This window comes from Meridianimarinicoccus roseus (assembly GCF_003172915.1).
GTDB lineage: Bacteria > Pseudomonadota > Alphaproteobacteria > Rhodobacterales > Rhodobacteraceae > Meridianimarinicoccus > Meridianimarinicoccus roseus.
Genome location: NZ_QGKU01000032.1, coordinates 15,115 through 39,616, shown reverse-complemented (window position 1 = coordinate 39,616; position 24,502 = coordinate 15,115). Strand labels below are relative to the sequence as shown.

Below are 24,502 nucleotides of genomic sequence, written 5' to 3'. Positions count from 1 at the left end.
ACGAGGTCGAGAGACGGTGGCGCTGTCGCCGCCGATCTACTATGTCTGACATGGTCGTTACAAGGGGCTCGAACCGAAGTGGTCATTGATAGTCGCATTCTCGAAAAATCCGGACCGCGTCGCGCCGTGCGGGCCGTTGCCGTCATGGGGCTGGCGCTTGCGCTGTCCGCGTGCACTGCAAGTTCCCCGCCAGGTTCCGAGTTCAACGATCCGTACGAGTCGGTCAATCGCGATGTGCATGCATTTAACAAGGAATTCGACCGGGTCGTGTTCCGGCCGGTCTCGCGCGCCTATGGCACCGTGCTGCCCCGCTACGTCCGCCAGCGTCTGAACAACGTCCAGTCTCATTTCAGCCTGCCCGCCGACACGATCAACGCCGGGCTTCAGGGGCGTGGCGAGAACACGGTGCACAACTTTTTCCGGTTTCTTGTCAATTCCACGGTCGGCGTGCTGGGCATCTTCGATCCGGCGACGTCGCTCGGCCTAGAGGATCGCAGCACCGATTTCGGCGAGACGCTGTTCGTCTGGGGCGCGGGCGAAGGCGCCTACCTCGAAGTACCGCTGTTCGGCCCCTACACCCAGCGCGCGCTGGTGGGCGAAGTTGTGGACGTGTTCCTGAACCCGCTGTCCTTCATTGGCCTGGATGCGCCCGAGTCCTATATTCCCGCCGGCACCTACGTGACCGAGGCGGTCGATTACCGGTACGAGTTCGCGGATACCGTGGACAACGTGCTGTACGAAAGCGCCGACAGCTATGCGCAGCTCAGGCTGATCTATCTCGACAACCGGCGTTTCCAGCTGGGCGACACGTCCAGCGCGGCCGCCATCGACCCTTATGAGGAGCTTTACGGTGAATGATCTGACCCTCACCCGTCGCGGCTTCGCGGCCCTTCTGGGCGCGGCTGCGGCCATGCCCGGCGCAGCAGTTGCGCTGACCGACGCACAGGCACAGCAACTGGTGACATCGCTCGTGGCCGACATCCAGAAGGTGATCAACTCTGGCAAGTCCACGGGCGCGATCCTGTCGGACTTCGAACGCATCTTCGAACGCTACGCGGATGTGCCGACGATCGCGCGGTTTTCGCTTGGCGTGGCGGCGCGATCGGCCAGCGCGTCCGAACTGCGCGCCTATACCGACGCCTATTCCGGCTATGTCGCCGACAAGTATGGCCGCCGGTTCCAGGAGTTCAAAGGCGGCGACATCACAGTCAAGCGCGTGCGCGCCGAAGGCAAGTACACCGTGGTGCAGAGCGTCGCCAACCTGCGGGGCGAAAGCCCCGTCGCGGTTGATTTCCACATCTCCGACCGGTCGGGCAGTCCCAAGGTGTTCAACGTGATCATCGAGGGGATCAACATGCTGACCACCGAACGCACCGAGATCGGCGCCCTGCTGGACAGGGCCGGCGGCAGCGTCTCGCGGCTCACGCAGCAGCTCAAGGCGGGCTGACGGCGCCGGGGGACGGCGTGCCACCCCACCGCAACAAATGGGCCCCCGCGCCGATCCGGCATCGGGGGCCTTTTTGTGTCTGACTGGCCGTTATCTGGCCACCGAAGCTGGCACGTGCACGTGCCCGTGCCCGTGTCTGGGCTCGTGCGGTGCGGCGGCCGGGATCAGCCGCCGAACAGGTTCTTCAGCACATTGGTGATCGCGCGTTCCGTTTCGCGCACCACGCGGTCGCCCGCCGCACCGAAATCGTCCAGCGGGGCAACGCTGGGGCCCTGTCCGCCAGACTGGGCGCCGTCTGCCACAAGCGCGCCGCCGCCCTTCGGCGGGTCCATCGGCAGCGGAGTGATCGGCAGCCCGTCATGCACGCGCAGCATCGTCTCGCGCCAGATGTCGGCGGGCAGCCCGCCGCCCGTGGTGCCCGAAAGCGGCGTGTTGTCGTCATAGCCCATCCACACCCCGGCGACGTAATCGCCGGTGAAGCCCACGAACCAGGCGTCCCGCGCCGCCGATGTGGTGCCGGTCTTGGCGGCGGCGGGTCGGTCGCCCAGCTTGGCGCGGCGGCCCGTGCCGTCTTCGATGACGCGATGCATCATCCAGACAAGCTGCCGTGCCGCTCCGCCCGAAACGACCCGTTCTCCGATCCCGCCATCCTGGCCCAGAAGCGGGGCGTCGTCGCCGAGCAGGCGCAGTTCCGTCAGCCCGTATGGTGTCACCGAACTGCCGCCGTTCAGGATGCCGGCATAGGCTGCCGTCATCTGCAGCAACGTGGTTTCCGACGTCCCGAGCGCCATCGCCGGCACATTGTCGATGTCGGTCGAGATGCCGAAGCCCTGCGCCACGGCGATCACCGCGTCGCGCCCTACCGCTTCGGACACCTTCACCGCCGGAATGTTCAGGCTGTCGGCCAGCGCCTCGGTCAGGGTGACCCGGCCCGCGAAATCCCGGCTGTAGTTCTTCGGGGACCACGGCCCGGACCCGGGCACGTTCAGCGTCAGCGGTTCGTCCACGACGATGCTGTCGGGGCTGTAGCCAAGGTCGAGGGCGGCGGCGTAGATGAACGGCTTGAAGGCCGACCCGGTCTGCCGCAGTGCCTGCGTCGCGCGGTTGAACTGGCCCGACACGCGCGTCTTGCGCCCGCCTACCATTGCGCGCACCGCGCCGTCCGCGCTCATGACCACGATGGCGGCCTGCGCCTTTGACCCTTCGCGCACTTTTTCCTCGAACACGGTGCGCATCGCGTCCTCGGCGGCGCGCTGCAGGCGCGCGTCGAAGGTGGTGCGGATCAGGACGTCTTCGGTGGTTTCAGATGCAAGGAAGGACGGCGCGCTTTCCATCACCCAGTCTGCGAAATAGCCGCCCGCGCGGGCCTCGGCGGCCTCGGACAGGGCGGCGGGGTAGGTGCGGGCGCGGTCGGCCTCGGCCGGGGTCAGATAGTCCTGTTCTTCCATCAGGCCGACGATCAGGTTGGCGCGCTCGCGCGAGCGTTCGAGGTTCGAGGTCGGCGCGAAGCGCGTGGGCGCGACCAGAAGGCCGGCCAGCATCGCCGCCTCGGCAGGGTCCACCTCGGCGGCTGACTTGCCGAAATAGCGCTGGCTGGCGGCCTGGAAGCCGCGCGCGCCCGCGCCGAGATAGGCGCGGTTCATGTAGATCGTCAGGATCTCGTCTTTGGAATAGCGTGCTTCCAGAGCCAATGCATAGATCGCCTCGCGAATCTTGCGGGTGAGCGAACCGCGTCGGCAGTCGGCCTCGTAGGCGGCCTCGTTCTTCCATTCAGAGGGCACGTAGGGCCGCCCAAGACACAGCAGCTTGGCGGTCTGCTGCGTGATGGTGGAGCCGCCATGCCCTTCGAGGGCGCCGCGCCCCTCGCTCAGGTTGATGCGGATTGCACTGGCCACGCCGCGCGGGCTGACGCCGAAATGGCGGTAGAATCGCCGGTCCTCTGTGGCGATGATCGCGTGCTTGAGATGCGGCGACACGGTGTCTGCGGTGATCATGCCGCCAAACTGGTCGCCGCGCCATGCGAAGACCTCGCCGCCGCGATCCATCAGCGTGACCGACCCGCGCGCGCGCCCGTCGATAAGTTCGGTGGAGTCGGGAAGCGTGTTGTAGACCATCGCGACCGCCCCGGCGACGACCACCCCCAGCACCGCGCCGACGCGCCAGCCGATCGCCCACACAAGGCGCACAATCCAGCGCAGCAAGGCCCGGACCGGACCCAGAGGGCCGCCGCCGCCGCCACGCGCTCGGCGTGCCGCCGGTTTGCGCGGCTTGCGCGCTGCGGACTTGCGCGGGGGCGGATTGCCTGTTTTCCCAGCAGTCGTCGTTTTGCGGGGCGCGGGTGACGCCGGGTAGCGCCGGTCTGCCCGCAAGGGTGACTTGCGCTTGCCTGTTCTGCTCATGAGATGCCCCTTTTGCGGGTATTGCTTGGCGCCACCTTAGCCCAATTCGGACCGCATGTGGACCCAACTTGCTGCGCGTGCAAGATTCCAAACTGCCCAAAAAGTAATCTCAAATACCTTAATGTGCAAAAATTGTGCATCAACCTCGGGATTCTGCCGGTTTCACATGCATGGCTTCCTTGTGAAGCCCCGCGCCCTCGGCGCTAGTGAGCGTCGTGAAGATACGCGGGGCGCTTTGGGGCACCCGGCCCAACGGAAGGGGAAACACGTGAAACTGATCATTGCAGCAATCAAGCCGTTCAAGCTCGAGGAGGTGCGCGAGGCGCTCACCACCATCGGCGTGCGCGGCATGATGGTCACCGAGATCAAGGGTTTCGGGTCACAATCCGGCCATACCGAGATCTATCGCGGCGCGGAATACGCCGTGAATTTCGTGCCCAAGGTCAAGCTGGAGATCGTGGTCAACGCCGCGATGGCCGACCAGGTGGTCGAGACGATCCAGACCACCGCCAAAACCGACAAGATCGGCGACGGCAAGATTTTCGTGCTCGACGTGGCGCAGGCGGTGCGCGTGCGGACCGGCGAAACCAACGAAGACGCCCTGTAATCCCGGCGCGACCTGAGAGGGGAAGATACCTGATGAAACTGACCAAGACATTCCTGATGGCGGCCGCCGTTGCGGCGCTTCCGGCGCTCGGCATGGCGCAGGAGGCGGAAGTGCCTGCTGCGGTGCCCACCGACGTGGTGTTCATTCTGAACTCCCTGCTGTTCCTCGTGGGCGGCTTTCTTGTGTTCTTCATGGCGGCCGGCTTTGCCATGCTGGAGGCGGGCCTCGTGCGGTCCAAGAACGTCACCATGCAGCTGACCAAGAACGTCGCGCTGTTCTCGCTGGCGGCGATCTTCTATTACCTGATCGGCTACAACCTGATGTACCCGCTGGGCGACTGGGCGATCGATGGCGTGTTCTCGGCCCTGTTCCCGGCCGTGGGTGTGCTGGAAGCGGTCGGCGTGGATGCCGCGGGCGCGGACGATTATTCCTATGCCTCGACCGGCTCGGACTTCTTCTTCCAGCTGATGTTCTGCGCCGCGACCGCCTCCATCGTGTCGGGTGCGGTGGCCGAGCGGATCAAGCTGTGGCCGTTCCTGGTGTTCACGATCATCCTGACTTCGATCATCTACCCGCTGCAGGCGTCCTGGTCCTGGGGTGGCGGCTTCCTGTCGGAAGCGGGCTTCTCGGACTTCGCGGGTTCGTCCATCGTGCACTCCGTGGGCGGCTGGGCCGCACTGATGGGCGCGATCATCCTCGGGCCGCGCATCGGCAAGTACAAAGGCGGCCAGGTGCACCCGATCCCTGGTTCCAACCTGGCTCTGGCGACCCTCGGGACGTTCATCCTGTGGCTGGGCTGGTTCGGCTTCAACGGCGGCTCGCAGCTGGCGATGGGCTCTGTGGGTGACGTGGCCGACGTGTCGCGGATCTTCTCCAACACCAACACGGCGGCGGCCGGCGGTGCCGTGGCGGCGCTGATCCTGACGCAGATCCTGTACCGCAAGCCCGACCTGACCATGGTCCTGAACGGCGCGCTGGCGGGCCTCGTGTCGATCACGGCGGAACCGCTGGCTCCGACGCTGGGTCAGGCGACGATCATCGGTGCCGTGGGTGGCGTGATCGTGGTGTTCGCGGTTCCGATGCTGGACAAGCTGAAGATCGACGACGTGGTCGGCGCGATCCCGGTGCACCTGTTCGCGGGCATCTGGGGCACGCTGGTCGTGGTCTGGACCAACAGCGACGCGAGCCTCGGCACGCAGCTTTACGGGATCGGCGCGATCGGCGGCTTCACCATCATCGCCTCGGGCGTGGTCTGGATGGTCCTGAAAGGCCTGATGGGCATCCGCGTCAGCGAGGAGGACGAGGTCAACGGGCTCGACATGTCCGAAATGGGGATGGAAGCCTATCCCGAATTCTCGAAAGGCTGATCCTCCTTCCAGTCAGCCTCAACCTGGCCCGGGCGCGCGCAGCGCCCGGGCTTTTTGCTGTCGTGCGGTGCCGCAGTGTGCTGGATCGAAGGTGCAAGGAGGAGGGGGAGCGGCGCGTCCGGCGTGGTGCCTCTGGCCGTGTCCCGCACGCGCCGCACGGCAGGCCGGGCCGCCACTGGCCGTCCGCGCCGGGGCGTCAGTCGGCCGGATCGACCCGTCGGGGTGCGCCCGTGGCCATGTCGGTGCCCATGTAGGGCTTGCCCGCCGCCTTCCACGCCGCGAAGCCGCCGCCCATATGCGCCACGGTTCCAAGACCCGCGTCCAGCGCGGCACGCGCGACCCTGTGGGACCGCACGCCCGATCCGCAATGGAACACCAGGCGCTTGCCCTTCTGGCTGGGCAGCTTGGCCGCGTCGAAGAACGACAGCGGCAGAAGCAGCGCGCCGGGCACATGTTCGAACATGTATTCCTGCGGCGTGCGCACGTCGATCAGCGCGATCTCGTTCGCGTCGAAGGCGGCCTGTACCTCGTCCGGGGTCCAGGTTTCCAGCGTGCCGGTGTCAAGTTCCTCGACGGTCATGGCGCATCCTTCGTGCCGGTGTCGGTCTGCGGCGTTGGCGGCTTGCGGCCCCTTGGGGGTCAGCCTGTGGCGACGTCCAGATCGCCGAACATGCCCCATTCGGCCCAGGATCCGTCGTAGAGCGCGTGGTCGGTCTTGCCGATCCGGGAAAGCGCGAGGTTCAGGATCGCCGCCGTCACGCCCGACCCGCAGGTCGTGATGACCGGCTTGGCGAGATCCACGTCGGCGGCTTCGAAGGCGGCGCGCAGCGCATCCGGTGCCTTCATCGTGCCGTCATCGTTCAGAAGTTGTGCAAAATGCAGGTTGCGGGAGCCGGGGATGTGGCCCGCCCGCAGCCCCTCGCGGGGTTCGGGAACGCGGCCCGCAAACCGCTCGGCCGACCGTGCATCCACGATCTCGTGGTCGCCCAGCTTGGCCGCGCGTGCCACCTGCGTGACATCGCGCACCATCGCCGCCTGGCGCTGCACCGTCATGTGGCGGTCGCGGATCACCGGCGGCAGATCCTCGATCTCGCGGCCTTCGGCGCGCCATTTCGGCAGCCCTCCATCCAGCACGGCCACGTCCGTCTTGCCCATCAGGCGAAACAGCCACCACACCCGTGCCGCCGAAAACAGCCCCGCGCCATCATAGATCACCACCTGGTGCCCGTCGCCCACGCCCAGCTTGCGCAGGCGGGACATGAACTTTTCCACCGGCGGTGCCATGTGCGGCAACTCGGACCTATGATCGGAAATCTCGTCGATGTCGAAGAACCGCGCGCCCGGAATATGCGCCGCGTCGTATTCCGCCCGCGCGTTGCGCCCCATGTCCGGCAAGTAATACGACGCGTCCAGCACCCGCAGGTCCGGGTCGCGCATGTGATCGGCAAGCCAGTCTGTGGAAACGAGGGTCTTGGGATCGCTGTCGTGCATCGCTGGCTCTTTTCGCTGGGAACGTAATTTTATTGCTAGACGGGTGCACAGCCCGGTGCAAGGCCGGTGGTACGGCACCGGCCGACAGCGCGTGTGAACACGGCGGCCTCAGGCCTCGTGGCGCAGCAGCCGCGCCTTCTGACGCTGCCAGTCGCGCTTGGCCTCGGTGGCGCGCTTGTCATGGGTCTTCTTGCCCTTGGCGATGCCCAGCTTGATCTTCGCGGTGCCCTTGTGGTTGAAATACAGCACCAGCGGAACCAACGTCATGCCCTGCTTCTGCGTCGCGGCCCAAAGCTTGGTCAGTTCCTTGGCGTTGACAAGCAGCTTCCGGCGGCGGCGTTCCTCGTGGCCCCAGGTCTTGGCCTGCTTGTAGGGTGCGATATAGCCGTTCACGAGCCACAACTCGCCCTCCTCCACCGCCGCGTAGCTGTCGGCGATGTTGGAGCCGCCCATGCGCAACGACTTGACCTCGGACCCCTGCAGGACCATCCCGCATTCGATGTCGTCCTCGATCGCATAGTCATAGCGCGCGCGCCGGTTCTCGGCGACGACCTTGTAGTTCGGGTTCTGTTTCTCTTTTGCCATGATCCGCAGGATATACGCGCTTGGGCCGCGGGTTTCCAGACGCGACGCCCGTGCGCGTTCCGGCGGTCAGTGGCGGCCTGTACGGCGCCGTGCAAGCACCCCGAGCCCGGCCAGCCCCAGCACGAAGGCAGGCAGCATTGGGGGCAGCGGCACCTCGTCCACATAGGCGATACCGGCAGTCACGGTGAACGAGCCGTCCGCCGCCTCGTTCCCGGTGCGCATGAACTGGAACACCTGCGCCTGCGCGGGGTCATAGCCGAAATCGGTTGGCCCCGCATCGCCGAACAGGTGGATCGCCGACAGGAAATGGCTCAGGCGTTGGAAATCGATCCGCTGGTCGAAATCCCCGATGAAGAAATCGAGATAGTCCAGCGTCCCGCCGACGACCTCGAAAAAGGTGATCCCGTCGCCGCCGGAATAGGCCGACTGCACGTTGTTCGGGGCCGGGTCCTGCTGGGGCGGCGCCGCGAAGATATCGCCGCCGACTGATATGGTGCCCTCGTAAGCCACTTTCACATCGCGCACCGGGCCCTGCAGGTGATCTTTTACCAGTTCAACGAATCGCTGGTCCAGCGCGCGGCCTGGATTGTCCTCGCCGTCGGCGAAGGCGAAATTCGCCTTCCAGCGCGCGCCCGGCGTGCGGCCAAGCCCGTAAGTTGCGTAGGTCAGCGGCGCGTTCTTGCCGTCGGCATCCGCCGGGCCGGCAGCCCCGCCGGTGATGGCGCCGCGCTTCACGCCGCCGGGCACGCCGCGCAGATCGAAACGCAGGTAGATGCCGCCGCCTTTGTCGCCGCTGCTCTTGTCGGTGTGGAAGATCCAGCCCCGGTTGGGATTCGAGACCGCCGGCAGGATTGCGCTCAGGAACGGGTCGTCCTCGTAGGCGGTGTCTGTCAGCGTCGTTCCAAAGGTCAGCACTGGGCCGGCCACGACTCCCGGTGCCGATACGACGGTTCCGCCGCCGTCGTTGAAATACAGAAGCTGCGCGGCCGTTCCGGCCGTCCCCCAGCACACTGCAAGGCCGATGGCCCCGGTGGCGATGGTGCGTCGAATGCGTGTCACGGTGATCCCCTCCCTCTAGAATTGACCTAAGGTAAGGTTAACACGGTTTCAACCAAAAGTATCGCGATTCCTGAATGAGAGCAGGTGTTCGCTCCGTCATTCGCGCGGGGGCAGGTCCACGGTTTCCAGCCAGGGCTTGATGTCCACCACGGGCGTGCCGTCGAAGGCGTCGGTCGCGTCGATGCCGATCACGCCCGCCTCCGGGTCGATCGACGTGATCCGCACGGTGGACATGGCGACCGGATTCGGCCGCCGCGGAGAGCGTAGCGCGAAGGTGCCGCGCGGCCCGTCCGCGTGGCGCGGCGCCTGCACGATCAGGTCGCGGCGGCCAAGATGCATCCAGGTGATCACGATGATCGGCTGCCCGACAGACAGGCCCGCAAGGCCCGCGCCGAACCCCTCGGCCAGTTCGATCTGCGCGGGCTGCCCGGTCTCGCGCGCCCGGCCGATGTTCTTCGGCGTGTCGGTGTCCGGCCCCCAGGGCGACCGGATATGCCCGATGAAACACAGCGACGCGTCGGCGCGCGCGCCTGGATCGAATGGTAGCAGGCGTTCGCCCTCGCGCGGCGCGTCGCCCATCAGGTCAGCCCGGCATGGGTCAGCGCGGCGTCGATCCGCGCCTTGACCGCATCGGTCAGCCCGACCAGCGGAAGACGCACGTCCGGCGCACAGCGGCCCAGCCGCGACAGCGCGTACTTCGCGCCGGCAACGCCGGGTTCTAGGAAAATCGCCTCGTGCAGCGGCATCAGCCGGTCCTGAAGCTCCAGCGCGGCGGCATAGTCGCCCGCCAGCGTCGCCTCCTGAAACTGGGCGCAAAGCTTCGGCGCGACATTCGCCGTGACCGAGATGCAGCCTGTGCCGCCCTGCGCGTTGAACCCTAGCGCGGTCGCGTCCTCGCCCGAAAGCTGTACGAAATCCGTCCCGCAGGCGATACGCTGCTGGCTGACGCGGGCCAGATCCCCGGTCGCGTCCTTCACCCCGATGATGCGCGGGAGCTCCGCCAGAGCGCCCATCGTCGCCGGGGTCATGTCCACCACCGATCGGCCGGGGATGTTGTAGATGATGATCGGCAGCTCGCAGCAATCGTGCAGCGCGGTGAAATGCGCGATCAGCCCAGCCTGCGTGGGCTTGTTGTAATAGGGCGTGACCACCAGCGCGGCGTCGGCGCCGACGGCGGCGGCGTGCTGCATGAGGCCGATCCCTTCGGCGGTATTGTTCGATCCCGCGCCCGCGATCACCGGGATGCGGCCCGCCGCCGCGGCCACCACGGTTTCCACGACTTGCTGGTGCTCGTCGTGGCTCAGCGTGGGGCTTTCGCCGGTCGTGCCCACCGGCACCAGCCCGTGCGACCCTTCGGCGACATGCCATTCGACCAACTGTTTGAGCGTGTCATGATCCACCGCGCCGTTCTTGAACGGGGTTACCAGGGCTGGAAGGGACCCTTTGAACATGACCTTGCTCCTTGTTCTGGGCCGACGTCGGGGTCGGCCGTCTTGCACCGCGCGGGCCAGTCCGGGCGGCCACGTGGCACATACATGCGCGGCCCGGCCTTGCCAAGAACCCTGCCGAATGCCGTGATTTTGAGTTGCGCGGCCGGTTCGGCTTGCTACGTCTGCGCGGGGCCGCGCGATCTGGGCGGCGCGCGTCGGGCCAGGCCGACACGCGAGCAGCCATGCTGCGGTGCCGGTCCGCCGGTCGGGGTCGGAACAGTCGGGCGCGCTGGTCGGGGTTGCGGCCGGTGCGCGTATGAAACGGGGGGTGACGATGCACAGGTGGGTGAAACTCGGGCTGGCGCTGGGGCTGCTGGCGGGACCGGCGCAGGCCGATCTGTCGGCCGCGATGGACCACGTCCGCGCCCGCGACTGGCCCGCAGCCGCTGCCGCCGCCCGGCGCGGTGGCGAGATCCCCCTTGCCGTCGCGGACTGGCACCGCTTGCGGTCGGGGCAGGGCAGCCTCGACGAATATCTCGCCTTTCTGCGCGCCTATCCCGACTGGCCGGGCCTGCCGCTGATGCTGCGCCGGGGTGAGCAGGCGATCGCGCCCTCCGCGCCGGCCGCAGACGTGATCGCGTACTTCTCCTACCATCTGCCGCAGACGTCTGACGGGGTGCTGCGGCTCGCCGCCGCACTCGAGGAGGCCGGGCGCGGACAGGACGCGCAGGCGCTGGCGGTGTTGGCGTGGCGGTCCATGACGCTCGGCGCAGAGGCCGAGAACGTTCTGATGGCGCGCTACGGGGTCGCGCTGGCCGATCACCATGTCGCGCGCATGGACGAGCTTCTATGGCGCGGCGCGCTTGATGCCGCGGCGCGCCAGAGGCCCCGCGTGCCCGAAGGCTGGCGCCTGCTGCACGATGCCCGCGTGGCGCTGCGTGGCGACGAGCCGGGGGTGGACGCGCGCATCGCCGCCGTGCCGGACGCACTGGCGGGCGATCCCGGGCTTGCCTTCGAACGGATGGAATGGCGCGCGCGCAAGGGCCGCGAGGACGGCGTGATCGAGATCCTGCTGGACCGTTCCACCACCGCCGAACGGCTCGGTCGGCCCGAGGTATGGGCGCCCCGGCGCAGGCTCGTGGCGCGCACTCTGTTCGGCGACGGACGGACTCGCGAGGCGTATCTCGTGGCGTCCCAGAACTTCCTGTCCGAAGGGGCGGATTTCGCCGATCTCGAATGGCTTTCGGGATATCTCGCGCTGCGCAGGCTGGACAGTCCGGCCGCCGCGCTGGCGCATTTCCGCCGCTTCCGGGCCGGGGTCACGACGCCGGTCAGCCTCGGGCGGGCGGGCTACTGGGAAGGCCGCGCCCACGAGGCGCTGGGCCAGGCCGCCGAGGCCGCCGCCGCCTATGCCTTCGGGGCCGAGTTCCAGACCAGCTTCTACGGCCAGCTTGCCGCGGAACGGGCTGGCCTTCCGCTCGATCCGCGGTTGACCGGGCACGAGACGTTCCCGGTGGCGCGCGACAGTGCCATCGCGGCTTCCAGCGTCTACCGCGCGGGCGTGGCGCTGCATGAAGCGGGCGAGTTGACCCTCGCGGCGCGGTTCTTCGCGCATATGGCCGAAAGCCGCGACCGGGGCGAGATCGGGCGCCTGCTGTCGCTGACCGAACAGCTTGGCGCGCCCTACATCCAGTTGCAGATCGCCAAGCGCGCGGCGGATTACGGTCACACTTTCCACCGCGACTACTTTCCGCTCGAACGTATCTCGGTCGAGGGACGCCCTGGCGTCACCCGGGAACTGGCGCTGGCCATCGCGCGCCGCGAAAGCGAGTTCAATCCCACCGTGGTCAGCCCTGCGGGCGCGCGCGGGCTGATGCAGGTGATGCCCGCCACTGCAAGCGACGTCGCGCGCGAGTTGGGGATGGAGTACTCGCTGGCGCGGCTCACCGCCGATCCGGACTACAACGCGGCGCTGGGCACGGCCTATCTGGCCGGGCTGGTGGCCGAGTTCGGGAACAACCCGATCCTCGTTTCCGCAGGGTACAACGCGGGTCCGGCGCGCGCCCGGCAATGGCTGCGCGAGCTTGGCGATCCGCGCGCGCCCGGTGCCGATGTCGTGGACTGGATCGAGGCGATCCCTTATCGCGAGACGCGCAACTATGTCATGCGGGTGTCCGAAAGCCTCGCGCCCTACCGCGCCCGCCTGAGCGGACAGACCGGCCCCGTGACCCTGAGTGCGGAGCTTGCCGGACGCTAGCTTGGCCCGGACCTGATCCGGGGGTCTCGCGCGCGGAACCGTCCGGCACTCCGTCCGCCCCACGCCAGCTGCACGCCTGCCCCGCCGACCTCGCACCTCGAGTCGCCTCCGTTCGCCCGCCCCGGGCTAGCCCGACGCCGCACGGTCCGCCTGCCGGGCACGCCACAGCGCGAAAAGGCCCGCCGCCACGACGATCGCCCCGCCCGCCGCCACGTTCGGACGCAGCGCCTCGCCGAAGGCCAGCATCCCGACGCCGGTGGCGAAAACCAGTTGCAGGTAGGCGAAGGGCTGCACGGTCCCTGCCTCGGCCGCGTCGTAGCAACGGATCAGGCACCAGTGCCCCAGCGCGCCCGAAACGCACAGCGCGGCCATCATCGCAGCATCCGCCCGCGCCATTGGCTCCCAGTGCCACAGGCCCACGGCGGTCATCGCCACAGCCCCTACCGTGCCGGTCCAGAAGAAGCTGGTCGTCGCGCTGTCCCGCCGCGCGGCGTAGCGCGTCAACAGGCCGTAAAGCGCGAACATTGCCGCCGCCAGCAGCGGCACCGCCGCCGCGGGCGTGAACACCGCCACGCCGGGCTGCAGGATCACCAGGATGCCGGCGAATCCCGCCAGGATCGCCGCCCATCGCCGCCAGCCCACCCGTTCGCCCAGCAGCGGCCCCGACAGCGCCGCGATCAGCAGCGGGTAGACCGCGAATATGGCATGGGTCTCCACCAGCCCCAGCAACACGAATCCCGCCACCATCACGCAGATCTCGGCGGCCAGCAGCAGCCCGCGCAGGACCTGCACCACAGGCTGCCGCGTCGCCGCCGCCGCTCGTAGCCCGCCCGGCCTGCGCGCCGCCACCGCGATCACGAAAGCCGCGAAGAACCAGTAGCGGATCATCACGATCATCAGCAGGCTGTAGCTGTCCGCCAGATGCCGCGACAGCCCGTCCTGCAAGGCAAAGACCAGGGACGCGGCCACCATGAACCCGATCCCGGTCCGGTTCGCCCGCGCTTGATCCCGTGCCTGTGCGGATGCGCGATCCAGCGCCTCGCTCGATTCCCCGTCCGGGTCGGTGCCTGCGGCCGTCGCCGCGCGCGTCACTCCAGCCGTCCGAGCGTCATGTGCCGCTTGCGACCGAAGCCCGGCACCTTGGCCACCGCGAAACCCGCAGCTTCCAGCCCGCGACGCACCACGCCTGCCGCCGTGTAGGTCGCCAGCGTGCCGCCCGGTGCCGTGTGCAGCGCGACGTCGGTCAGCAGCGGCGCTTCCCACAGCTCCGGGTTGCGGGCTGGCGCGAAGCCGTCAAGGAACCACGCATCGGCGATCCCGTCCCAGCGCGACAGCGTCTCGCGTGCATCGCCGATGATGACCTGCGCCTCCAGATCCGGCGCGCTGAACCGCGTCGCGCCATCCTCCCAGGCGGCAAGGAAGGGGCGCGCGGTTTCCAGAATCTCGGGAAAGGCGGTCAGTGCCAGCGCCATCTCCTCGGCCAGCAGGGGGTAGGCCTCGAACCCGGTGTAGTGAAGCTGCCCGCCCACACCCATATCGCGCCACGCCTTCAGCGCGGCAAACAGGTTCAGCCCGGTGCCGAAGCCCAGTTCGGCGATGTGAAAGCCCGGCCGGAAGCGCTCCGGCAGGCCGTTGCCCGCAAGAAAGACATGGCGGGTCTCCGCCAGCCCGTCCTCCAGCGAATAGTACGGATCGTCGAACTGTCCCGAAACGGGGACACCCTCCTCGTGCCACTGGATATCGACCGGATCGGCTGTCATAGCTGACGTTCCCTGCCCTTGGTGTTCCGATGCTCCCCAGCGACGTAAAATTGCCAGAACCGTCCAAATGTCAATCTGATGTTACCTTTTTGCAGGGTCCGTCATGACGCAGCCCGATGTGACGATTCGCGGTGCCGGGATTTTCGGGCTGGCCATCGCCCATGCCTGCGCCCGGCGTGGGGCACGGGTGCGGGTGGTCGATCCGGGCGGGCCGGGGGCCGGGGCCTCGGGCGGGATCGTCGGCGCGCTGGCCCCCCACACCCCCGAGAACTGGAACGAGAAGAAGGCATTCCAGTTCGACAGCCTGATCATGGCCGGCTCGTTCTGGGATGAGGTCGAACATCGTTCGGGGCGGCCGTCCGGCTATGGGCGGCTCGGCCGGTTGCAACCGGTGGATGGCGACCGGGCGCTGGCACTGGCCGACGAACGGGCACAGGGCGCGGCGCGGCTCTGGCAGGGTCTGGCTTGCTGGCAGGTCATCGCGGCGGATGATGCAGGCGACTGGGCGCCCCTCAGTCCTTCGGGGCGGCTGATCCGCGACACGCTCAGTGCGCGGCTTCACCCGGCGCAGGCCTGCGCCGCGCTCGCCGCTGCCGTCACCGCGCAGGGCGGCAGCATCGTGCCCGATGCGGAGCCCGCCACCGGGCGCCCCGAGGTCTGGGCGACCGGCCATGCCGGGCTGCTCGCGCTGTCCGCCGAAACCGGCCGACCCGTTGGGACTGGCGTGAAGGGGCAGGCGGCGCTACTGCGGCTTGACCGGCGCGGCGCGCCCCAGCTTTTCGCGGGCGGGCTGCACGTGGTGCCCCATTCCGACGGCACCGTGGCCATCGGTTCGACCAGCGAACGCGACTACGACGATCCCGCCGCCACGGACGGTCAACTTGACGATGTGCTGGCACGCGCCCGTGCCGCTGTCCCTGCCCTGGGGGGCGCCCCGGTGATCGGGCGCTGGGCGGGCGTGCGGCCACGCGCCCGCAGCCGCGCGCCGATGCTTGGCCCGCACCCGACCCGCGCGGGCGTGTTCATCGCCAATGGCGGCTTCAAGATCGGCTTCGGCATGGCGCCCAAGGTTGCAGAGGTCATGGCCGATCTGGTTCTGGACGGGCGGGACGTCATCCCGGCGGGGTTCCGGGTCGAAGACAACCTGTAAGGCCGCTAACCGCCGGGCTTGCGCGCGTTGTCGAACCCTCAGCAACTGACAAATTCCGCGCGCTCTTCCGCGACGATGGTGCGCGCCGCGCCTGAGCGGCCGTTGCGGTCGGCAAACCGCTCGAAGCGGGTCTGCATCGGACGGCAGTGGTTTTCCGGCAAGCAGTTCTGAGAGGGGGAAACATCGCAGCAAGACAAGACCCGCGGCCTCGATCACGGCGGTTCTCTCGGCCGCGGTGTCCACTTCGGGGGTAGGCGGCGTTCCGGCGCTTCTCCAGCGCCGTGGGCTGGCGGGTCAGCCGGGTCAACTCGCTCTGCGCCAGATCGCCGCCGGGCCTCGGAAGGCGTGGCCACTCCGCCACCCCGCGCACAAGGCCGATGTTGCAGACAGCGCCTTCCGACCAGATCGTGTCGAAGGCGCCGTCCCCGAACGGCAACTCGGCAATGTTTGCCGTCACCGTCTCGATCCTGTCCTGAAGACTGCGGTCACGCGCAGTGTCGCCAAGATCGGCGAGAATCTCGGGCCAAAAAATCGGCCGCCGCGACATGCGCTTCCGGTTCCGCTGCAAGGAAAAGACTTGTGGCCCCGGTCCCGCAGCCGATGTCGGCGAAGCGAAGACCGCTCCGTCCCGCAAGCCCCGACACGGTCAGGGCCTGCCGCGTGGTCGCGTCGCGTCCGGGCCCATGGCGCGCGCCGCCGCGATGACGAGCGACCGGAAGCGCGAGATCGTCCAGAAGCCCGCTTTGCCTATTTGCGCTCTGCCGCGGTGCGCAATTCCCCCATCAGGTCCGACAGCGCCTTCTCGTAAAGCTCGTTCTGAAGACGCCCGTCCTCACCGAACTCCTTGCCGGGCGCGGCGATCAGCACCTCCGGGCCCGGCACCATCAGCGGGCGGAACGGCGCAAGGCACAAGCGTAAAGCGTATTGCCCGCGCGCCCCACCCGATCGGCCGGCATTGGCCGACATGATCGCTACCGGCTTGCGCAGCCACGGGTTGCCCTCGGTCCGGCTGATCCAGTCGAGCGCGTTTTTCATCACGCCCGATACCGACTGGTTGTATTCCGGCGAGGCTATGATCACGGCATCCGCTGCCGCGATGGCCTCTGCCGCCGCCTGCACCTCCTTCGGGATTCCTTCGCCCTTCTCTATGTCCTCGTCGAACACGGAAAAGCGCGTTTCGACCAGCGTGAACTCGCAGTCCCCGAAATGGCGCACCGCCTCGTGCAGCAGCTTGCGGTTGAACGACTCGCGGCGCAGCGATCCGCACAGCCCGGCAAGTTTCAGCGTCGTCATCGATATGTCCCCTCGTCATGACCCTTGGCGCAGGTAATGCCCCGCGCTCAGAACTCCACCCCGACCTGCGCCTTGATACCCGACCGGAACGGATGCTTGACCAATTCCATCTCGGTCACGAGGTCCGCCGCCTCGATCAGCGGCTCCTTCGCGTTGCGCCCGGTCAGCACCACATGCGTCATCTCCGGTTTCTCGTCCCGCAGGAAAGCAACCACTTCCGCCACGTCGAGGTAATCATACCGCAGCGCGATGTTGATCTCGTCCAGCAGGACCATGCGGTTCGCCGGGTCGCGGATCAGCTCCTTCGCCTTCTCCCAGGCCGCCTGCGCCATCTCCGTGTCGCGGGCGCGGTCCTGCGTCTCCCAGGTGAACCCCTCGCCCATCGTGTGGAACTGGCAGACGTCGGAAAAGCGCGACAGGATCAGATCGCGCTCGCCCGTGCTCATGCCGCCCTTGATGAACTGCACCACCGCGCAGGGCATCCCGTGCGCGATGCAGCGGAAGATCATTCCGAACGCGGCCGAGGATTTCCCCTTCCCCTTCCCGGTATGCACGATGATCAGGCCCTTCTCGCCCTCCTTCGTAGCCATGATCTTGTCCCGCGCGGCCTTCTTCTTGGCCATCTTGGCGGCGTGGCGGGCAAGTTCGTCCTGCGGCCTGGTCTCTTCGGTCATGGCATCCCCTTCCTGTTGCGCGCCAATCTCCGCCATCGCGCGCGCGCCGTAAAGCCCGCATGCCCCCGCTCAGAACAGCCAGCCCACCACCAGCGGCGTCGCCAGCGCTGTGAAAAGCGCGTTCAGACCCATCGCGATGCCCGCGAAGGCGCCCGCCACCGGATCGACCTGAAAGGCCCGCGCGGTGCCGATCCCGCTCGCCGACGCGCCGGTGGCGAAGCCGCGCGCCCGGTAATCCCGAACCCCCAGCGCATCGTAAAGCGGCGTGACGATCACCGCCCCGAGGATACCGGTCAGGATCACCAGCGCGGCGGTCAGCGACGGGATGCCGCCGATCGCTTCGGCCACGCCGATGGCGATGGGCGAGGTGGCCGATTTGGGCGCCAGCGACAGCAGCACCTCGCCGCGCAGACCCAGCGCCCAGCCCACGCCCAGGCCCGTCAGCATCGCGGTCAGGCCGCCCGCCACCAGCGCCGCCAGCATCGGCAGCGCCGTGCGCAGGATGTGCGAGCGGTTGGTGTAAAGCGGGACGGCCAGCGCCACCGTCGCCGGTCCCAGCAGGAAATGAACGAACTGCGCGCCGTCGAAATAGACCTCGTATGTCGTGCCCGTCGCCAGAAGGACCGCGCCCAGCAACAGCATCGCGATCAGCACCGGGTTGACGTAGGTCTTGCGCCCGCTCGCCCGGAACGCCCGGTCCCCGACTGCATAGGCCAGCACCGTCGCGGTCAGCCACAACAGCGGCTCGTCGGTCAGATAGACCCAGATATCCACGACCGGGGTCATGACCGCGGCTCCACCAGTCGCAGCACGCCGGCGAAGACCAGCACGCTGACCGTCAGGCCCGCCAGCGTGCTGACCACCAGCGCCGCAAGCAGCGCGATCCCGTTCTCACCCAGCAGGTGAAGGTGCGCCACCACGCCCACACCGGCGGGCACGAACAGCAGCGACAGATGCGCCAGCAGTCCCTCGGCCAGCCCGCGCACAACCTCGTGCAGCGCGGGAAAGGCCAGCATCAGCCCGGCCAGCAGCGCCATGCCCAGTACGGGACCGGGCAGCGCCAGCCCCAGCGCGGTGACGGTGACCTGCCCGGCCAGCTGGCAGGCAAGCAGAATGGCGATGGCGTGCAGCATGGCGCAACTCCTCGGGATGTGTGCTCCCGTCCTAGCATGGCGCACGGCAAAAGCGACGCCCGGCCGAGCGGGTCGACCGGGCGCGCGGGGAACCGGACTGTCAGGACCGGAACGTCATGAAGCAGGGCGGGTCATTCCGCCGGATGGGGCAGAACGGCGGCGGCCGGGCGGAAATGGCGCCGGTTCAGGTAGAGCGCAAGCCCGATGGCGACGGCCTGCACCGCGACGGCCATGGCGCTCAGGCTCCAGTAGGCGGCGCCGAACTTGTCCAGCACGCCCGCGCCGACCAGCCCCTTGTTGATCCAGAACTGCATCATCACTGACAGCGCGACCGCCGGGCAGATCAGCGCATACGCCCCCGCCGAGGTCGCGGCGCCCGTCACGAAGCGCGCGACATAGCCGATCCGCGCCAGCACGAAGACCCCGAACAACGTGAACAGGACCTGCACCGACAGAAGCCGCGTCAGCAGGACCAGCGTGTCCGCGTCGGCGCTATGCCAACCGAAATGGACGTGCAGACCATGCTGTTGGCGCATGACGAGGATGCCGAGAACCGTCAGGATCGGCACGATCACCATCAACGTCGGCGCGGCTTCGGGCGCGACGCCATGCTCCAGCATCGCGTGCAGGCCCAGAACCAGCGCGACCAGCGCGATCACCGCCGCAGACGCAAGAAAGAAGGTCGACAGCGCCAGCGACACTGCCACCGTGGTGGGCACGCTGCTCATCGCGGCCGGGGCGGCAAGGCCGACGCCGACCATCGCCAGCGCGAATGCCGGCAGTTTCTGCGCGAAGCTGTTGTTGGCGGAATGGTCGAAATTGCCGTTAGAAAGGACCCTGCCAAGAAAGCTGCCGATCTGGCGCAGCGCCAGCACGCCGATCGCCACAAAGACCGCCATTGCCGCCGGAAACAGGTATTCGGTCACGCCCCAAAGGCCGGGCACGAAGACAAGGCCAAGGATGAAGCCGACATTGACGCTCATCGCCAGCGCCAGTGGCAGCGCGGTCATCTGGGTCTGTGCGTTGGTACGGCTCAGCGCATCTTGCGCGCCGCTGTCGCGGAAGCGGCGCAACTGGCCGATGTTCCAGGCCAGCAGGCGCAGGTTGGTGGCCGCGAACAGCGCGATCCCGGCCATCGCCGTGCCGATCATGGCCTGCTGCGCGAACCTGCCCGCGCTGAAGGCGGCGGCGATGTCTTCGAATACCGGAACCGGTTTGCCGGGATGCGGGATCCAGAACATCAGCCACAGGAAGAACGTCACCGCGATGCCGCCCGCCCCGAGCGAGGCCAGGAAATAAAGCGGGCTGTAGCGGGTTTCGGCGGGAAACAGGTGTGTGCGGGCCATGTCGGCCTCCCTTTTCACATTCTAATTAAAGAATATGATGGGTCGTGACGGCTTGGGGTTCAAGCCCCACCTGCAGGGTGCGACATTCAGCTCCATGAATGTGATTGCCCTGCCGCGCTCAATCGTCTGTGTTCATTACCGGTTAAACCCACGCCGCGCATCATAGCGACGCGGCGCGAAGTCGCCGAAGGGGGGCGATCGGAAAGGGCAGGCTCCATGACATTTCCACGCCGGGCGGCCTGCGCCGCCCTCGTGATTGGCGCCACTTCGGCGCTTGCCGGATGCGATACGCCCAGCCCGCCCATGTTCGGTGCCGACCGCACGCGCGTTTCGGTCAGCGGGCAAGATTTTACCGTGCGTCATGACCGCATGCGCGCCGAATCCGTCCGCACCAGCCCGATGGCCGATCCCGGCCTGCGCGACATGCTCCTGATGTCCCGCGCCGCGATCGAGGCAGCCAGCGGTTGCCCGGTCCGCTCTGGAACGCTTTACGGCGACCGCGTCATGGCCGAGGCGTTTCTGGACTGTCCCGACAGCCCCGGCGTGACCCTGCGCCCGGCGCAGATCTTCACCCCGCCACGCTAATCCGCCTCGCCCATTCGCGCCCAGTTTCCGCGCCGCAGCATCCCTGCGCGCCTGTCGGCGAGTCCGACAGGAGTCCTACGGGATTCATATGCGAGTCATATGGAATTCATATGATCCGTCTCTCACGGCGTGCCGCGCCGCTCGACCCGCGCCTCACCCGGCCTGTCCGGCGGCCTGCGCGATCCGCGCCCGGGCCGAATTGGATTTCGGCTGCCACATGCCGCGGTCGATAGCCTCTTGAAATCGCTCGGCGATTTCCTTCAAGGCACTAGGGTTGTGGGCCTCGATGAATCCCCGCGTATCGTCGTCGCCAAGGAAAGCCTCCTCCACCGCGTCGAAATGATGACTCCGCACCGCCCCGGTCGTGGCTGCGAACGCAAAAAGGTAATCCACCGTCGCCGCGATTTCGAAGGCACCCTTGTATCCGTGTCGCTTAACCCCTTCAATCCACTTGGGATTCACGACCCGAGACCGGACGACCCGGGCGATCTCCTCGTCCAGCGTGCGGATTACCGGCCGCTCCGGGCGGGAATGGTCATTGTGATAAACTGGCCGCGCAACCCCTTGCAATTGCTTGATAGTTGCGGCCGCTCCGCCCTCGAACTGGTAATAATCGTCGCTGTCCAGAAGATCGTGCTCCCGGTTGTCCTGATTCTGCACCGCGGCATCGACCTGCGACAGCCGCGTCTCCAGCGCCCCCCGCGCCTCAATTCCTTCCGCGTCCTTGCCGTAAGCATATGATCCCCATGTCAAATATGCCTCCGCCAGATCGGCCTCGTCTCGCCACAGACGCTCATCGATCAGCGCCTGAAGTCCCGCGCCATATGCGCCCGGTTTCGATCCGAACACCCGGAACCGCCCCGCCTCGCCTTCGATTTTCGCCTTTGCTGCCGCGGGGTTGGCGTCCTCTGGCTCATCCAACGCCATGACCGCCCGCGCCGCGCTGTCCACCAGATCGATTTGTGCCGGGAACGCATCGCGGAAAAACCCCGAAACCCGCAATGTCACATCCACCCGCGGTCGCCCCAGCGCCGTTGCCGGAATGATCTCGAACCCGGTGACCCGGCGCCGCGCGTCGTCCCAGCGCGGTTTCACACCCATCAGAGCCAGCGCCTGGGCGATGTCGTCCCCGCCGGTGCGCATGTTCGCTGTGCCCCATGCCGTCAGTAGCAGTGCCCGCGGCCAGTCCCCATGGTCCTGCAAATGCCGCTCGATCAGAAGGTTGGCCGATTTCCACCCCAGTGCCCAGGCGGTCGGGGTTGGCACGGCGCGGCTGTCCACCGAGAAGAAGTTCCGGCCGGTCGGCAAGACGTCCAGTCGCCCGCGGGTCGGGGCCCCGGACGCGCCCGGGGCGACGAAGTGCCCTGAAAGGGCGGTGAGGAGCCCCGCGCCCTCCGCCGCGCCGCAGCCTTGCACCAGCGGCGCCACCGTGTCGCGAATGCCCTTCAGGACCGCGGCGCTTGCAGGGCCTGGCGGTGCGGCGGCCCCGTCTACCAGCGCCGCGGCCAACGCTTCGAGCCGTTCCACCGTGTCGCCTGCGCTGCGCCATGTCCCGCCGTCTGCCAGCGCATCCGGCCGCGGGCCCGTCCAAGGGGCTGCCATGTCGCAGTCCAGCGGGTCGAATGCGAGACGCAGATCCTCCGCCAGTGCCCGCGGAAGCGATGCGTCGCGCCCGGTTCCGTCGCCGCGCGGCAGGCGCACCAGCGCAAGGATCAGGTCACGTGCAAGGCGCCCATCGGGGGCCTGGCCGAACACGTGCAGCCCGTCCCGGATCTGCGCTTCCTTCAACTCGCACAGCCACGCATCGAGGCGCGCAAGGTCCCTGTCTTCATCTTCGCCGGTCAGCCCCGCGTCCCGCCCCAGTCCGGTCGCATCGCACAGGCTGACGATCTCGCGGCGCAGGTGCGCGATCCGCCGCGGGTCCAGCCCGGCGGCCTCGTAATACTCATCGACCAGTGCCTCCAGATCGCGCAGCGGTCCGTAGCTTTCCGCGCGGGTCAGCGGCGGCGTCAGGTGATCCACGATCACCGCCTGCGCACGCCGTTTGGCCTGTGTGCCCTCGCCCGGATCGTTGACGATGAAGGGGTAGATATGAGGCACTGGTCCCAGGACGACCTCGGGCAGACAGGACTCGGATAGCGCCAGTGCCTTGCCCGGCAGCCATTCGAGGTTGCCATGCTTGCCCATGTGCACGATCGCCTGCGCGCCCTGCACCTCGCGCAGCCAGAAATAGAACGCGAGGTAGTTGTGGGGCGGTACGAGGTCCGGGGCGTGATAGGTCGCTTCAGGATCGATGTTGTAGCCTCGCGCGGGCTGCAGGCCGACGGTCACGTTGCCGAAGCGCAGCACGGACAGCGCGAACCCGTCCGGCCCGGCGAACGGATCGTCCTCGGCCGCGCCCCACCGATCTTCGATCCGCTGGCGGACCGCCCATGGCAGGCGCCCATAGGCATTGCGGTAGTCCTGCATCGACAGCCGCACCCCGCCGCTGCGCGCGGCCCTGTCCGGCAGCCAGTTCGTCGGCCCGGCGAGGATAGCGCGCATCAGCGCGTCCGGCGTCTCGGGGTTTGCCTGCACGTCGTACCCCGCGCCGGACAGAAGCCGTAGCGCGTGTACCGTCGCGGCGGGCGTGTCCAGCCCGACTCCATTGGCCAGTCGGCCGTCCTTGTTCGGGTAGTTTGCCAGCACCAGCGCGACCTGCCGGTCGGCGGCGCGGGTCCGGCGCAACCGGACCCAGTTCGCGGCGAGGTCCGCCACGAAGGCCACGCGGTCGCCGCGCGCGCGGTAGCTGGCGATCGGGCATTGAGTCGCCTCGTCGAAGAACGCCTCGCCCTTGAAGCTGATCGCCCGGCTCAGGACACGTCCGTCTATTTCGGGCAGGGCCACGTTCATTGCGATGTCCCGGGCGCCAAGCCCGGTCAGGCCGTCCTCCCATGCGGCTTCCGAGGCGCTCGACAGGACAATCTGGAACACGGGCGCGCCCTGCGCGGACGGGGCGGCAAGGGGGTTCGATGCCCCCGCGCCGTCGGCTCCGCCAAGATCGGGCGTCCCGACGGCGAAGGCGGTGGCGTTCAGGATCACGTCGGGCGGGGCATCCCGGAACAGTCCGTCCAGCACGCCCGCGCTCAGCGGGTCCTTGAGCGACGCGACGAACACCGGCATCGGGTTCAGCCCGCGCCGCACGAGTTCCTTCACCAGACGGTTGATCGGGTGCAATCCTGCGCCTTGCAGGAGCGCGCGGTAGAACACCACCGGCACGACTGGTGCTCCGTCCGTCCAGTTGGCGCGCAGCGCGTCGAGGCCGGTGGCCCCGCTGCCCGGCCAGTAGAGTCCCGCGCGCAGCAGTGGGCGCGCGGCCGGAGGCCGATCGGTCCGCCCGTCGATCATCGCGCGGGCATGGGCAATGAAATGAGACGCGTTCTCGGGTCCGCCTTCCACCAGATAGGCCCAGAGCGCGTCCCAGTCCGCGCGCGGAACGCTGGACAGGCCCCACAACTCGTCGTCGGGCCGGTCGTCGCCGGGCAGCGCGACAAAGGGCACCCCGGCCGCGTGCAGGGCCGCGGCGTACTGCTCCAGCCCGTAGCGCCAGTAGCCGGTGCCGCCCAGCACCCGCGCGATCACGAGGCGCGATTTCGCCGCGCAGGTCTGGATGTGCAGGTCCACCGACAGCGGGTGGCGCAGATGCATCAGGTTGCCGAGCCGCATCTCGGGCGGGTCCGGCATCGCGGCGCGCGCCTCGCTCAGCGCGGCAAGTTCGCTGTCGGCGGCGGACAGGACCACAAGATCGGCCGGAGTCTGGCCCAGGTCTACGGGCTCCAGCCCCTCATCGAGACTGCCGGGCGTGGCTGCGAGAAGGTGCATGTCGGGTGTCCTGTGGGGCGCGCCGCAGCGTCGCACGGCGCGGCGGAAAGGGGAGCCG

Annotated in this window: 22 protein-coding genes and 1 pseudogene; 7 read left to right on the top strand and 16 right to left on the bottom strand. The window is 68.0% G+C overall.

The annotated features are described in order from the left end of the window. The first annotated feature begins 78 nt into the window (after positions 1-78). Together DKT77_RS09310 and DKT77_RS09305 are read left to right on the top strand one after the other, a co-directional pair. Positions 79-858, top strand: coding sequence for an MlaA family lipoprotein (locus tag DKT77_RS09310; protein WP_238547772.1), 780 nt, complete (start codon positions 79-81; stop codon positions 856-858). Continuing rightward, the gene (locus tag DKT77_RS09305) at positions 836-1,447 is read left to right on the top strand and encodes an MlaC/ttg2D family ABC transporter substrate-binding protein (protein WP_109811430.1); all 612 of its coding nucleotides are present in this window, start codon (positions 836-838) and stop codon (positions 1,445-1,447) included. Before DKT77_RS09310 ends, DKT77_RS09305 begins: the two co-directional genes overlap by 23 nt. 164 nt (positions 1,448-1,611) lie before the next feature. On the opposite strand, the gene DKT77_RS09300 is transcribed toward DKT77_RS09305, so the two are convergent. Next, positions 1,612-3,846 (bottom strand): transglycosylase domain-containing protein, encoded by a 2,235-nt coding sequence (locus tag DKT77_RS09300; protein ID WP_109811429.1) that lies wholly within the window; start codon positions 3,844-3,846, stop codon positions 1,612-1,614. 268 nt (positions 3,847-4,114) lie between these two features. Here DKT77_RS09300 and DKT77_RS09295 point away from each other — a divergent pair, with 268 nt between their 5' ends. Together DKT77_RS09295 and DKT77_RS09290 are read left to right on the top strand one after the other, a co-directional pair. Continuing rightward, on the top strand, positions 4,115-4,453 hold the full coding sequence (locus DKT77_RS09295; protein WP_109811428.1) for a P-II family nitrogen regulator: 339 nt from the start codon (positions 4,115-4,117) through the stop codon (positions 4,451-4,453). Positions 4,454-4,485: 32 nt separating this feature from the next. Further along, positions 4,486-5,820, top strand: coding sequence for an ammonium transporter (locus DKT77_RS09290; protein WP_109811427.1), 1,335 nt, complete (start codon positions 4,486-4,488; stop codon positions 5,818-5,820). A 196-nt stretch (positions 5,821-6,016) separates the two neighbouring features. Here the strand turns inward: DKT77_RS09290 and DKT77_RS09285 are convergent, their stop codons facing one another. The 6 genes from DKT77_RS09285 to dapA form a co-directional block, all read right to left on the bottom strand. Next, positions 6,017-6,400 carry a rhodanese-like domain-containing protein gene (locus DKT77_RS09285; protein WP_109811426.1) on the bottom strand — a complete coding sequence of 128 codons (384 nt, stop codon included), beginning with the start codon at positions 6,398-6,400 and terminating at the stop codon, positions 6,017-6,019. A 59-nt stretch (positions 6,401-6,459) separates the two neighbouring features. Then, complete coding sequence (sseA, locus tag DKT77_RS09280; protein WP_109811425.1) at positions 6,460-7,311, bottom strand: 3-mercaptopyruvate sulfurtransferase; 852 nt, start codon at positions 7,309-7,311, stop codon at positions 6,460-6,462. 108 nt (positions 7,312-7,419) lie between these two features. Beyond that, positions 7,420-7,896 (bottom strand): SsrA-binding protein SmpB, encoded by a 477-nt coding sequence (gene smpB / locus DKT77_RS09275; protein WP_109811424.1) that lies wholly within the window; start codon positions 7,894-7,896, stop codon positions 7,420-7,422. 66 nt (positions 7,897-7,962) lie between these two features. Then, positions 7,963-8,955, bottom strand: coding sequence for a hypothetical protein (locus DKT77_RS09270; RefSeq protein WP_109811423.1), 993 nt, complete (start codon positions 8,953-8,955; stop codon positions 7,963-7,965). A 96-nt stretch (positions 8,956-9,051) separates the two neighbouring features. After that, positions 9,052-9,534, bottom strand: coding sequence for a TrmO family methyltransferase domain-containing protein (locus tag DKT77_RS09265; RefSeq protein WP_109811422.1), 483 nt, complete (start codon positions 9,532-9,534; stop codon positions 9,052-9,054). Then, on the bottom strand, positions 9,534-10,406 hold the full coding sequence (gene dapA / locus DKT77_RS09260) for a 4-hydroxy-tetrahydrodipicolinate synthase (RefSeq protein WP_109811421.1): 873 nt from the start codon (positions 10,404-10,406) through the stop codon (positions 9,534-9,536). Before dapA ends, DKT77_RS09265 begins: the two co-directional genes overlap by 1 nt. A gap of 313 nt (positions 10,407-10,719) precedes the next feature. Between dapA and DKT77_RS09255 the strand changes: the two genes are divergently transcribed. Continuing rightward, positions 10,720-12,642: a lytic transglycosylase domain-containing protein gene (locus DKT77_RS09255; RefSeq protein ID WP_109811420.1), complete on the top strand. Its 1,923-nt coding sequence runs from the start codon at positions 10,720-10,722 to the stop codon at positions 12,640-12,642. Positions 12,643-12,768: 126 nt separating this feature from the next. Here DKT77_RS09255 and DKT77_RS09250 read toward each other — a convergent pair whose 3' ends face one another. Further along, entirely contained in the window at positions 12,769-13,677 is a 909-nt protein-coding gene (locus DKT77_RS09250; RefSeq protein ID WP_274520074.1) for a DMT family transporter, read from the bottom strand. Between the two features lie 53 nt (positions 13,678-13,730). Further along, entirely contained in the window at positions 13,731-14,402 is a 672-nt protein-coding gene (gene mnmC2 / locus DKT77_RS09245) for a tRNA (5-methylaminomethyl-2-thiouridine)(34)-methyltransferase MnmC2 (RefSeq protein WP_109811419.1), read from the bottom strand. 103 nt (positions 14,403-14,505) lie between these two features. On the opposite strand from mnmC2, the gene DKT77_RS09240 reads away from it, so the two are divergent. After that, positions 14,506-15,552, top strand: coding sequence for an NAD(P)/FAD-dependent oxidoreductase (locus DKT77_RS09240; RefSeq protein ID WP_109811418.1), 1,047 nt, complete (start codon positions 14,506-14,508; stop codon positions 15,550-15,552). 331 nt (positions 15,553-15,883) lie between these two features. Here DKT77_RS09240 and DKT77_RS21510 read toward each other — a convergent pair. From DKT77_RS21510 to DKT77_RS09210, 6 genes and pseudogenes are all read right to left on the bottom strand, one after another. Next, positions 15,884-16,099, bottom strand: a pseudogene (locus DKT77_RS21510) (methyltransferase domain-containing protein); the annotation flags it as partial. 200 nt (positions 16,100-16,299) lie between these two features. Next, positions 16,300-16,845, bottom strand: coding sequence for an NADPH-dependent FMN reductase (locus DKT77_RS09230; protein ID WP_109811416.1), 546 nt, complete (start codon positions 16,843-16,845; stop codon positions 16,300-16,302). 47 nt (positions 16,846-16,892) lie between these two features. Continuing rightward, positions 16,893-17,519, bottom strand: a complete 627-nt coding sequence (gene cobO, locus DKT77_RS09225) for a cob(I)yrinic acid a,c-diamide adenosyltransferase (RefSeq protein WP_109811584.1) — start codon at positions 17,517-17,519, stop codon at positions 16,893-16,895. Between the two features lie 69 nt (positions 17,520-17,588). Further along, a complete protein-coding gene (locus DKT77_RS09220) occupies positions 17,589-18,305 on the bottom strand; it encodes an LrgB family protein (RefSeq protein WP_109811415.1) in 717 nt (238 codons plus the stop codon). Continuing rightward, positions 18,302-18,652 carry a CidA/LrgA family protein gene (locus DKT77_RS09215; RefSeq protein ID WP_109811414.1) on the bottom strand — a complete coding sequence of 117 codons (351 nt, stop codon included), beginning with the start codon at positions 18,650-18,652 and terminating at the stop codon, positions 18,302-18,304. The genes DKT77_RS09220 and DKT77_RS09215 overlap by 4 nt, the downstream gene beginning before the upstream one ends. Positions 18,653-18,783: 131 nt before the next feature. Then, the gene (locus DKT77_RS09210; protein WP_109811413.1) at positions 18,784-19,998 is read right to left on the bottom strand and encodes a TsoY family (seleno)protein; all 1,215 of its coding nucleotides are present in this window, start codon (positions 19,996-19,998) and stop codon (positions 18,784-18,786) included. A gap of 216 nt (positions 19,999-20,214) precedes the next feature. Between DKT77_RS09210 and DKT77_RS09205 the strand changes: the two genes are divergently transcribed. After that, positions 20,215-20,583 carry a hypothetical protein gene (locus DKT77_RS09205; protein ID WP_109811412.1) on the top strand — a complete coding sequence of 123 codons (369 nt, stop codon included), beginning with the start codon at positions 20,215-20,217 and terminating at the stop codon, positions 20,581-20,583. Positions 20,584-20,736: 153 nt separating this feature from the next. Here DKT77_RS09205 and cobN read toward each other — a convergent pair whose 3' ends face one another. Next, positions 20,737-24,444 (bottom strand): cobaltochelatase subunit CobN, encoded by a 3,708-nt coding sequence (gene cobN / locus DKT77_RS09200; protein WP_109811411.1) that lies wholly within the window; start codon positions 24,442-24,444, stop codon positions 20,737-20,739. Positions 24,445-24,502 lie beyond the last annotated feature (58 nt).